5 protein-coding genes are annotated in these 12,078 nt (G+C 71.6%); 3 read left to right on the top strand and 2 right to left on the bottom strand.

What is annotated here, in order from left to right; translation table 11 throughout:
• Positions 1-348 precede the first annotated feature (348 nt).
• The 3 genes from AC5L35_RS09405 to AC5L35_RS09395 all read left to right on the top strand — a co-directional run bounded on the left by AC5L35_RS09405 (position 349) and on the right by AC5L35_RS09395 (position 8,665).
• Entirely contained in the window at positions 349-3,570 is a 3,222-nt protein-coding gene (locus AC5L35_RS09405; RefSeq protein ID WP_495059157.1) for an arabinosyltransferase domain-containing protein, read from the top strand.
• A 179-nt stretch (positions 3,571-3,749) separates the two neighbouring features.
• Positions 3,750-6,662, top strand: a complete 2,913-nt coding sequence (locus AC5L35_RS09400; protein ID WP_495059156.1) for an arabinosyltransferase domain-containing protein — start codon at positions 3,750-3,752, stop codon at positions 6,660-6,662.
• A gap of 77 nt (positions 6,663-6,739) precedes the next feature.
• Complete coding sequence (locus tag AC5L35_RS09395; protein WP_495059155.1) at positions 6,740-8,665, top strand: glycosyltransferase; 1,926 nt, start codon at positions 6,740-6,742, stop codon at positions 8,663-8,665.
• A gap of 119 nt (positions 8,666-8,784) precedes the next feature.
• Here AC5L35_RS09395 and AC5L35_RS09390 read toward each other — a convergent pair whose 3' ends face one another.
• Positions 8,785-10,782 carry a glycosyltransferase gene (locus AC5L35_RS09390; protein ID WP_495059154.1) on the bottom strand — a complete coding sequence of 666 codons (1,998 nt, stop codon included), beginning with the start codon at positions 10,780-10,782 and terminating at the stop codon, positions 8,785-8,787.
• Between the two features lie 25 nt (positions 10,783-10,807).
• On the bottom strand, positions 10,808-12,004 hold the full coding sequence (gene glf, locus AC5L35_RS09385; RefSeq protein WP_495059153.1) for a UDP-galactopyranose mutase: 1,197 nt from the start codon (positions 12,002-12,004) through the stop codon (positions 10,808-10,810).
• Between the last annotated feature and the right edge of the window lie 74 nt (positions 12,005-12,078).

The following is a 12,078-nucleotide window of genomic DNA, read 5'->3' as shown; positions in this document are numbered from 1 at the left end:
GTCACCCTGGGCAGGGTGAGTTCCGTGCGCCTGTGTCTGCGCATGCTCGCGCCTCCTTCGCCCGAACCGGTGAACACGGCGGTCACCGTCCGGGTGACGACCGCGGCGTCTGTGACGCACCGCATCCGGCTGGAGATCGACCACCGCGGAACTGTAGTGGCGACAATCATCCATCCGGGCACGACCCGGTCAGGTCGCACGGACACCGCAAGGGGGTGTGGCCGGGAGTTGCGGCGTCGTTCCTGGTGAAACCGGCGTGTCGTTCGTGCGCATCTCGTTGCCGGAACGTGGCTCTCTCGCAATCAGCCCCGTTCGTGCTCATGACGGCACTCCTGACAGCATGCGGCTGTGACTGACGTGTCCGACGCCGTGCGGGAGGACGCCGCGGTGCCGGCCGCAGAGGTGGGCGACGACCACGACACCGGCGGCCCATCCGACACCCCGCCCCCGGTCGCCCGCCGGGGGCGGCGCACCGCGCTGCTCGCGGGGCTCACCGCGCTCGTGGCCGTCGTCTGCGCCGCGTTGCTGCCCTTCGCCCCCGTCTCCGTCTCCGAACCGACGGTGAGCTGGCCCGTCGACCCGGCGCGTCCGGAGTCCACGCTGCTCTCGCTCACGGCCTACCGGCCGCTGACGCTCGACGTGCGCTTCAGCTGCGACGTCGCCCGCACGGCACAGGCGAGCGGTGGCGTCGTGGTGTCCACCGCGGCACCGGAGTCCCCGGTGGCCGGGACGACCGGGATGATCGTCACCGCCCGCGACGGCCGCCTGCGGGTCGGCGCGCTGGACCGGCTGTTGCTGGACGAACCGCTGCCCGCGGGCCCGTGCGAGTACCGGATCACCGGGGACAGCCGGGGGGTCCCCACCTTCGTCCGGCCCGCGCCCGACCCGGCCGACCCGGACTCACCGGACCTGTCGTCGTTCGCCCGACCGGACAACGCCGAGCTGACCATCAGCCGGGACGGCACCCAGCTCGCCCACACCGATGCGGTGCAACTGCCCGACGTGGACGTCCTCGCCACCGACGCCACCGAGCTTCCGTCCGGCGGCCTGACCGTCCGGATGCGGGTCGACGACGAGTTCACCAGCAGTCCCACGCCGCTGAAGAGCGTGCTGATCTGGACGCTCGTGGTGGCCGCGCTCGCCACCCTGGTGCTGCTGCTGCGCCTGGACCGGACCATCGCGAGGGTGCCGTACGTGTGGCGCCCGGGCTGGCCGCGGATCGTGGACGTCCTGGTGCCCGCGGTGATCGTCTTCTGGATGTTCGTTGCCCCGGCCACCGACGACGACGGCTACTACGCCGCGATGGCCCGCAACTCGGTGCTCTCCGGCGACGTCGGCAACTACTTCCAGCTCTACGACCAGAACTTCACCCCGTTCACCTGGTTCTACCAGTCGCTGGGCTGGTGGCAGCAGTTCGTGGGCAACGCGCCGGTACTGCAGCGGATCCCGGCCACGGTGTTCGGGATCGTCACGTGGCTGGTGCTGCGGCGGTTCGTCGTCGCGGCGATGGAGGACTGGGCGCCGCATCGCCGTGGCGTGCGGATGGCCGCCCACGCCGTGCTCGCGGTGACCTTCCTGTCCTGGTGGGTGCCGCAGGACATGGGAGTGCGCCCGGAGACGGTCGTTGCGGTCTGCGGCTCGGCCACGATGCTCGCCGTCCTCGCCGCGGGCAGGCGACGACGGCTGGGGCTCGCCTGGCTCGCCTTCGCGCTGGCCGGGCTCGGTTTCACGGCACACCCCACGGGCTTCACGCTGTTCGCGCCGCTGCTCGCCGGTCTCCCGCTGCTCTGGCCGGTCGTGCGGGTGGCGGGCGACCGCATCGGCACGGCGCTGCGTGCACTCGCCGTGGCGTCGGGCGGGATGGTCGCCCCGCTGCTGGCGTTCAGCGACGGCGGCCTGCGCGACTTCCTGCGCGGCCAGACGATCTTCCTGTCGCTGCAGGGCCAGGAGAGCTGGACCACCGAGATCCAGCGCTACACCTTCCTGTTCTCCCAGATCCCGATGGGCAACTACGCCAAGCGGGCCGCGGTGCTGGTGTGCCTGGTCGCCCTCGTGTGGTTCGCGGTGCTCGCCGTGGCGGCCAGGGCCCGCAAGGTGACCGTTCCCGTCCCCTTGTGGCTGGCCGCCTCCACCACCGCACTCGCGTTCGCCGCGCTCTGGCTCACCCCGTCGAAGTGGACCCACCACTTCGGGGCGCTCGCCGGGGTGGGCTCGGCGTTCCTGGCGCTGCTGCTCGTGATGGCCGTGCCGCTCGTCCGGCAGACGCTGCAGGGCTCGACCCTGCCGGTCGGGCTGCTCGTCGCGGCCGCCGGCTCGTTCGTCGTCGCTATCGCGCTCGGCTGGCACGGCCCGAACGAGTGGGCCTACGCGTGGTTGGAGGGCGTGCGCCGCCCCGGGCTGCCGCCTGCGGTGAAGAACATCGCTCTGGACCGTCCCCTGCTGTGGGTGCTCGTCGTGGTCGTCCTCGGGCTGATCGGCGGCGTGGCGGCCCGCCTGCTCGGGCGCGGCGACGTGCGGCTCGGCGCCCTGCGCGCGGTGCCCGCCGTGGTGCTGATCTCCCTGCTGGGCACCACCGTCTACACCGTCGGCACGTTCGGCGCCGCCGCAGTTGCCGGCGCTCCCCGCGAGTCCATCTGGGCGCAGGGGCTCGCCGACCCGTCGGGGTCGCACTGCGGCGCGGCAGGCGTCGTGCACGTGCTCGACCCCTCCACCGCGTCGACGCTGCCGCTCGCGTCGGGCCTCCCGGTACCCGCGCCGTCCCGCGACTTCGAAGCGGGCGGCGGCTTCTACGCGGGCGACCCGCCGCAGGGACCGGCCGGGGCGGAGGTCTGGGGCAGCCTCATATTCCGCGACGGTCACGGCGCCGAGCGCAACACCGGCGAGACGGCCACCGGCTGGTACTCGCTCCCGTCCGCGCTGACGGGCGGCGAGGCCACCACCGTGCTGGCCGCGGGAACGCTCACCCGCACGGACGGCAACAGCCTCACCGCCGTGTACGGCCGCAGGTCCGGGACGGAGGTCGTCCCGGCAGGCGACCAGCCGCTCACGGACGAGGCCACCGAGTCGGCATGGCGCACGTTCGTCCTGCAGCCGCCGGCAGGCGCCGACGTGGTGCGGCTCGAGGCCGTGGACGCGACGGGCATGGTCAACGGCTTCGTGGCCTTCACCGCGCCCGCCGTCCAACGCCCCGTCGTGCTCTCCGACTACCTGCCGGCCACCGCCCCCGTTGCGCTGGCGTGGCCGCTCGCGTTCGCCTACCCCTGCCAGCGGCAACCGGCGATCGTCGAGGGGATCACCGAGGCCCCCGAGTACGCCGTGCTGTGGGGGAACGACGACCTGTCGGGCTTCACCGACGGCACCTGGGTGCCGTCCCGTGGTGGTGCGTTCGCCCAGCTGCCACGTACCCAGGGCGTACAGCAGTTGGCCGTCGTCGGCGGGGTGGACCCGAACATCCAGGTGTACTCGTTCAGCACCCCACTGGCTCGCGCCGCCTACACCGTCTCGGAGACGACACGGGCGGTCCCCGGCGCGAGCATCGCCACCGGGACGGGTCCCGCCACGAACGGCTGACGCTTCCCTCACCCCCACCACTGGGGGTGATCGCCCCGACATAGGGTGACGCCGTGCTCTCGCCCGCACGGTCGGTGCCTCCGCCCGAGCCGGACAGCCCTCGGGAACCGCACCCCGGCGGTCGTGACGGACATGACGGGCCTCCGCCCCTCCGCGTCGCACGCGGCCCCCGCCGTGCTGTGTTCGCGCTCGGGCTGATCTCCGCGCTCGCCGCGGTGGCGTTCCCCTTCGCCCCGGTCCACCAGCCGGATGTCCGCTACAGCTGGACAGCCTCCGATGGGCCTGCCGCGATCCCGCTGATGCCCTACCAGCCCGTCGACCTGACCGCGACCACGAGCTGTGCAGTGGCCCGCGGTGAGGGCGCGCCCCGCGGCGCCGCGCAGCCGAGCGCGGACCGCGTGCTGGTCTCCACCGTGCCGCTGCGGCCCGACCCGGCTGCCGAACCGCTGCACGGTCTGCGCCTGACGGCCACGGGCGACCAACTGCGTGTCGCGAGCGCAGGCGTGGACCTCGGCACGGTGCGGCTCCCCCCGGGGGCGTGCACCCTCGAGGTGGTCTCCAGCCCCGAGCGCACGGACGTCCTGCTGAACGGCACGCCGGCCCTCACCCACGAAGGTGACGTGCGGCCCGACGTCGCGGGGGCGTTCAGCGACGTGCCGTCCGGCGTCTCCGTCGGACTCACCGCCGACACCCGCTTCCAGACCACCATCACCGCGCTCAAGACCGCGATCGGCGTGGTGTGCGCGCTCGCCCTCCTCGGGATGCTCGTCGCGCTGCGCCGCGCCGACCGTGTCGTCACCCGGCCCGTGCGGCTGCTCCCGCGCCGCTGGTGGGTCCCCCGTCCCGTCGACGCCGCGGTCGTGGCTCTGCTCGGCGTGTGGTGGATCGTCGGCGCGATCACCGTGGACGACGGCTACATCACCGGCATCGTCCGCAGCATCGGCAGCAACGGGTTCATCGGCAACGTCTACCGCTGGCTCAACGCGCCGGAAGCGCCGTTCAGCTGGTTCTACGACATCTACTACGCCTGGTCGCTGGTGTCGCCGTCCACGCTGTGGATGCGGCTGCCGTCCACCCTGCTCGGGCTGCTGTGCTGGTGGCTGCTCTCCCGGCTCGTGCTACCCCGCCTGGGCCGGTTCTCCACCCGGCCCTCGGTGCCGTGGCTCGCCGCGCTGGGCCTGGCCACGTGGTGGGTGCCGCTGAACCTCGGGCTGCGGCCCGAGCCGTGGGTGGCTGTCGGTGGTCTCGCGGTGTTCCTGGCCGTCGAGCGCGCCGTCGCCGTCCGCACGGTGCTGCCCCTCGCCGTCGGGCTCCTGATCGCCGGGGTCACCACCGCGTTGACCCCGGCCGGGCTCATGGCGTTCACCCCGTTCCTCGCCGCCGCGCTGCCCGTGGTGCGGCTGCTGCGCGCCCGCCGCGACCTGCACGTACTGCCGCTGATCGCGGCGCTCGTGGCCGCCCCGGCGGCCGCTGTGCTGCTGATGGTGCCCGACCAGAGCTTCGCCGGGATGCTCGAGGCCACCAGGGTGCGCACCCTGATCGGCGGCGGGATGGAGTGGTACGAGGAGTACACGCGGTACTCCACCCTGCTCGAGCCCTCGTCGTTCCAGGGCTCGCTCGGACGGCGCGCCGCGGTGCTCGTCACCCTGCTCGCGGCCGTCGGCGTGCTGTGGACGCTGCGGACGGCCCGGGCCGGTATCGCCGCCGGGCCGGCCCGGCGGCTGGTGCTCGGCTTCCTGCTCTCGCTGGCCACCCTCACCGCCAGCCCCACCAAGTGGACCCAGCACTTCGGCGACGTCGCAGGCTACGGAGCCGCCGTGCTGGTGCTGGGAATCGTGGCCTGGTCGGCGGCGCCCCGCACGTCCACCCTGCGCGAGCGACCGCGGCACCTGGTGGCCGGGCTCGGCGCGGTCACGGTCGTCGGAGCGCTGGTGCTGGCCGGCTACAACACCTGGCCGTACGCGAGCAACTGGTTCCTCCTGAGCTTCAGCACCAAGCCGCCTTCGGTGGGGAACTCTCCGCTGGCCACCATCGGCCTCGTCGTCGGCGGTCTCCTCGTGCTCGGGTTGCTCACCCGGACGGCGTGGCTTCGCGCCGGGGGCGCCACCGACGTCGCCGTGCCCCGCCGCGTGCCCGGCCCCGCGCCGCTGGTTGCCGTCCTCCTGGTGGCCGTGCTGGCGCTGCAGGTGCTGAGCTTCGTGCGCGTCGCCGTCGAGCATCGCGACAGCTACACCCTCGCCTCCGACAGCATCGCCACACTGCAGGGCCGGCCGTGCGGCCTGGAGCAGCAGCTGTCCGTCGAGACCGATCCGGCCGCCGGCTTGCTGCCGGTCGCATCCGGGCCGCCGACGCCCCGCACCCTGCCCGTCGACATCGGGGGCACCACCCTGCCCGGTGTCGTCGTCGCGGGACGGATGACCACCGCCTGGTTCCGGCTCGACCCCGAGCAGCGCTCCGGCGCGCTCCCCGTGGTCGTCACGACCGCGGGCGCCGCCCAGCCGGGCGACGCGCTGTACCTGGAGTTCGGGTCGGGACAGCGGGTGCTCGAGCGCCGGCCCGTCACCGCGGACACCGTCGAACCGACCGACGACCGCCAGATGGCCCCCCGCGATGCCGACACCGTGCGGCTCGCCGTCGCCGCGCCGAACGCGGGCCCCCGGCCCCCCGCCGTCGTGTCGCTCCCCCGGGTGCCGCGGCTCACGCCGATGCTCGGGATTCTCCCGCCGGGCACCACCGCGATCCTCGACTGGCCGGTCGCGTTCCTCTTCCCCTGCATCACCCCGGAACCGCTGCCGCTGGGCACCGCGGCGCTCGCGAAATGGCGCGTCGGACCGCCGGCGAGCGACCCGTCCGGGTTAATTACGTACGCACCGGGCTTCGGCGGACCCTTCGCCGCACCCCGCCAACTGGTCACCGAACAGCGGATGGCCACGTACCTCCACGGCGACCCGACACGCGACGCCGCGCAGCTCTACCGCTGGTTACCGCTGGTCCCGCTCGTGCAACCGGCTCCGGTCGTCACAGATCAGACCGTGTCCGGGTGGCATCAGGACGGTCACGCGCGCGTCCCCGGGCTCGATCCCGTCGGCTGACCCCGCCGGGGTTCAGCGCGTTGCTTGCCCCACAATGAGGTATCCAGCTCCGCACCCGACCGAGGACGGCTGTCTACATGCTTCGCATACCGGAAAGCACGAGCCCGGCGACGGAGACACCCGCCGCCTCGGACCGAGCTGTCCCGGATCCGTCCGAGGACAACGGCCGACCCACTCTCACCGCTCAGCGCGGTCTCTTCTTCGGGCCCTCGGCACTCGTGCCGGAGGACCTCTACTCGATCGTCGAGAAGGGCGCAGCGCACCGCGAGCGCACCAGCGTCACGTTGGACCCCAGCACCCGTGTCCACACCAACACCTACTTCGGCCGGTTCCACGCCACCTACTGGCAGCGCTGGACCGACGTCGCCACCATCGAGGTCCGGGCGGTCGTCACCGGAACGGGCCGGCTGCGTCTGATGGCGTCCGACACCAACAAGGTGTGGCGCATCGTCGAGGCCCACGACGTCCGTGACGCCGACGGCAGCGCGGTCCGGCTCACCGGAGCCGTCGACCGGTTCGTCGACGGCGGCGGCATGTGGCTGGAGTTCACCACCGAGACCGGTCACCTCACCGTTTCCGACATCACGTGGACCGTCCCCGTCACCCGGCCCGTGCCGCGCACCGACGTGGTGATCTGCACGTACAACCGGGCCGAGGACTGCCTCAACACGCTGCAGGCGATGGCCTCCGACCCGGACGCCCTCACCAGCGTCGGCACCGTGCAGGTCGTCGACCAGGGCAGCGACCCGATCGAGTCGCGGCCCCGCTTCGCGGAGATCGCCGCCGCACTCGGCGAGCGGCTGCGCTACGTCCGGCAGCCCAACCTCGGCGGGGCGGGCGGCTTCACCCGCGGGCTGTTCGACGCCACGGCGGGCGACCCTGCCGACCACGCCGACGTCCTCCTCATGGACGACGACGTACTGCTCGACCCCGAGATCCTCATCCGGCTCACCGCGTTCGCCGCGAGCACCCGGCACCCCACGATCGTCGGTGGGCAGATGCTCAACCTGCTGCACCCCGCCCACCTGCACATCTCCGCCGAGTACGCCGACCCCGAGCTGCTCCAGGTCGGTATGCCGGTGCCCGGCGCGCTCAAAGAGGCCTACCTGCTCGGCAGCGACGAGCGGCAGTTGCCGATCAACCAGGAGCGCCGCGTCGACACCGAGTACAACGGCTGGTGGTCCTGCCTGATCCCGGCCGCGATCGTGCGGGCCATCGGCTACCCGCTGCCGCTGTTCTTCCAGTGGGACGACATCGAGTACGGGTACCGGGCGCGCTCCCACGGCTTCCCCACCGTCGCTCTGCCCGGCGCCGGCGTGTGGCACGCCGACTTCGGGTGGAAGGACTGGGACGAGTGGCACCGGTACTTCAACATGCGCAACGGCCTGATCACCGCAGCGCTGCACACCGACTTCTCGGTCCGGCGGCTCACCCGGCGACTCGGGCAGCTGCTGTCGCAGTACGTGATCAGCATGCAGTACGGCCTGTCGGCCACCCTGCTGCAGGCCATGGAGGACTTCCTGGACGGCCCCGAGATCCTGCGTGACGGCTCGGCGGCCGCCGCCGCCGAGATCCGGCGCATCCGGTCCCGGTACGCCGAGACCGCCATGCACCCCGTCTCCGAGGTACATGACGACTTCCGCGAGCTCCAGGTGGTGCGGGCGGCCAACCCGCCCGGCCACGAGCGGCTCACGTGGCTCAAGCGCGCCGCGTACCTGCTCACCGACCGGTCGGTGCACCGATCGGGCTTCGTCCCGGCAGGCGACGCGCACTGGTGGCACGTCTCCACCTTCGAGCGCGCCGTGGTCACCGACATGTCCGAACAGGGCATCCGCGTCCGCACCCGCGACAAGGACGTGGCGCTGCAGCTCACCAAGCGCGCCGCCGGGACGTTCCGCCGGTTCGTGAAGGAGGGCCCCACGGTGGCGCAGCGCTACCGCGCCGAGATGGGCAACCTCACCAGCAGGGACAACTGGGCCCGGCTCTACGGCCTGGACGACTAGGTCGTGTTGAGAAAGCCCCTGATCGCGGTCTTCGATCAGCACTTCCTCACCACGGCCTAACCCGCTCCACGACGAAGGGGCCCGGACGGCCATCGGCCGTCCGGGCCCCTTCGTTTCGGTCAGCGGTCGAAGACCTCGCGCTTCCAGGACTCCCGGCTCGTGAGCGCCGGCAGCGCGTCCCGATAGCGGCGGCGCAGCTCCGGCCACGACTTCGCGATCTCGCGGTGCTGTGCAACCGCGTGCTTGATCATCGATCGGAACAGCTCGGGGTCGCGGCGACGGAACGTCACCCCGCGCCCGTCGGGTGTGGACACGGTGGCCGAGTCCAGCTGCGACAGCACGAACCACTGCGCCTGCCGGGACGGCACGTTGCGCTGCGGCACCACCTGGTGCTCCGGGTTGGGGGCCCGGAGATTGTGCAGGACGCTGCGGGCGAGGCCCTTCGCGATCGGGATCTTGCGGGTGGGCGGCGGCGGGAACACCTGAGCGGCGAGCGCGTCGAGCTCCGACAGCGGCACCTGCGTGGCCGAGTCGAGCGGCCTGCCGTCGTCGTACTTCGCGCGCTCGGCCCGCACCTCACCCAGCACCGTGGGCAGCTTCGGGAACAGTGCCTCCGGGCCGGCGAGGAAGTCGCGCAGCGCCATCGCCTGCAGCGCGACGGCCGAGTACTCCATCAGCAGCAGGTGGCGCAGGGTGCGCTTGAGGGTGTCGCGCAACAGCGCCTTGGGGTTGTCCGGGCCGTGCAGCGCGGCCGCGACCAACCGGTTGCGGTAGTGGAAGTACGCCTGCCAGTCGCTCGTGTCGTCCTTCTCCAGGAACGACATGTGCCAGATCGCGATCCCCGGCACCGTGGCCGTGCGGTAGCCGCGCGAGCGGGCCCGCAGGCCGTACTCGGCGTCGTCCCACTTGATGAACAGCGGCAGCGGCAGCCCGAGGTCCTCGGCGACCGCACGCGGGATCAGGCACATCCACCACGCGTTGTAGTCGACGTCCGTGCGCCGGTGCAGCCACGGGGTCTGGCGCAACGTGTGGTCGGCCAGGTCGTGGTGCGGCTCGGTGCCCGGCGCGTTGCGCCACAGGAACGTGTTGCGGTCGACGACCTCGCCCATGGTGGACAGCTGCGAGCGGGACTGCAGCGACAGCATCTGGCCGCCGACGAGCATCGGCTCGCGGGAGAACCGGGAGAACGCGACAGCGCGCAGCACCGAGTCGGGTTCGAGCAGGATGTCGTCGTCCATGAAGAGGATCTGCTCGCAGTCGGTGCTGCCGAGAGCCTCGTACATGACGCGGGCGTAGCCGCCGGACCCACCGAGGTTGGGCTGGTCGATGATGCGCAGCTTCTCGCCGAGCACCTCTGCCGCAGCCTCGAAGCCGGGCTCGTCGCGCACCTTCTTCGTGCCCTGGTCGGGCAGGATCACCGCGGTGACCGCCTCGAGCACGGTGGGGTCCTCACCGATCGCGGAGAGGGTGGCCACGCAGTCGGCAGGCCGGTTGAACGTCGGCATGCCGATGGTGACGGCCGCCCGCCCGGTGGCCGCCTCCGCCGCGTACCACCCGCCCGCGTGCAGCGTGAGCTCGGTGCAGTCGGTGGTGAGGTCGAACCAGTACCACCCGCCGTCCTCGAACGGGCGCAGGTCGAGGTCCAGATCCAGCTCCTGGCGCCCCGGCCCGTTGATCACGACGCCGCGCACGAAGATCTGCGAGCCGTCGGCCTTCGTCCGGTAGACGTCGACGCGGCCCGTGCCCTCCACCTCCAGGCGGAGGTGGACCTCGGTGAGCCGGCTCCACCGCCGCCAGTACCCGGCGGCGAAGGCGTTGAAGTACGCCGCGAACGAAACCTCGCTCTGCTCGGGCACCACCGCGGAGGTCCGCGAGGTGACCTGTAGCCGCCGCGCACTCATCGCCGAGCCGATGAGCTCGACCTTCGGGCCGGGCGGCGCACCGATCGGTTCCGGCACGGTGGTCATCCGGAGACCGGTGCGCTCGTCCAGGTAGAGGGAACGGACGCTCATCGGATCGCCGGAACGCGGCAGGATCACCCGCTGCAGCAGGCTGCTGGCGACCGCCTCTCCGGTGGGCGCGACGGTCTCCTCGGCGGTGACGATGGTCTGGGTCATCGAGTCAGGCCTGCATCCTCTGAGTTCAGTCCTCAGTGCTCTCGGTGCCGGCCAGCGCACGGCCGTCGGCGAAGTAGGGGGCGATGCGGTTGTCGAACATGGTCAGCGCCGACCCGATTGCCATGTGCATGTCGAGATACTTGTACGTGCCCAGTCTGCCGCCGAAGAGAACATTGGCGTTGGCGGTCTCCTTGCGCGCCAGCTCGCGGTAGCGCTGGAGCTTCTGCCGGTCCTCCGGCGTGTTGATCGGGTAGTACGGCTCGTCGCCGGACTCCGCGAACCGGGAGTACTCCCGGACGATCACGGTCTTGTCCGTGGGGTAGTCCCGCTCCGGGTGGAAATGACGGAACTCGTGGATCCGGGTGAACGGGACGTCCTCGTCGTTGTAGTTCATGACCGAGGTGCCCTGGAAGTCGCCGGTGTCGTGGCGGACCTCCTGCTCGAAGTCCAGCGTCCGCCAGCCCAGCTCGCCCTCCGCGTAGTCGAAGTAGCGGTCGACGGCCCCGGTGTAGACGGTGGGGGTGCCTGCCGGGATCTCGTCACGCACGTCGAAGTAGTCGACGTCGAGCCGCACCTCGATGTTCGGGTGGTCGGCCATCTTCTCGAGCCACGCCGTGTACCCGTCGACCGGCAGACCCTCGTAGGTGTCGTTGAAGTACCGGTTGTTGAACGTGTACCGCACCGGCAGCCGGTTGATGATCGACACGTCGAGCTGAGTGGGATCGGTCTGCCACTGCTTCGCCGTGTAGCCCTTGACGAATGCCTCGTAGAGCGGCCGCCCCACCAGGGAGATGGCCTTCTCCTCGAGGTTCTTCGCGGCCTTCGTGTCGAACTCGGCCGCCTGCTCGGCGATCAGTGCGCGTGCCTCGTCGGGCGTGTGCGACTTCCCGAAGAACTGGTTGATCAGTGCCAGGTTCATCGGGAACGCGTAGACCTGGTCGCCGACCCGGGCGAACACGCGGTGCTGGTAGTCGGTGAAGTCGGTGAAGCGGTTGACGTACTCCCACACCCGCTCGTTGGAGGTGTGGAATAAATGCGCACCGTAGCGGTGGATCTCGATGCCGGTTTCCGGTTCGGGTTCGGAGTAGGCATTGCCGCCGATGTGCGAACGCCGCTCGAGCACCAGGACGCGCTTACCCAGCTCGGTGGCGGCCTGTTCGGCGACGGTCAGGCCGAAGAAACCCGATCCGACGATGACGAGGTCGTATCCCGCGTAACTCACGACTGCCGAGGGTAGCGGCGTCGGATATGACGACGCTGGCCGCCCCGCGTCCGGTGTGTCCGGTGCGAAACCGC

Source organism: Pseudonocardia sp. OZ21, assembly GCF_059359135.1.
The sequence above is the reverse complement of the archived record's forward strand: the minus strand, read 5'-3'. Positions and strand labels throughout refer to the sequence as shown.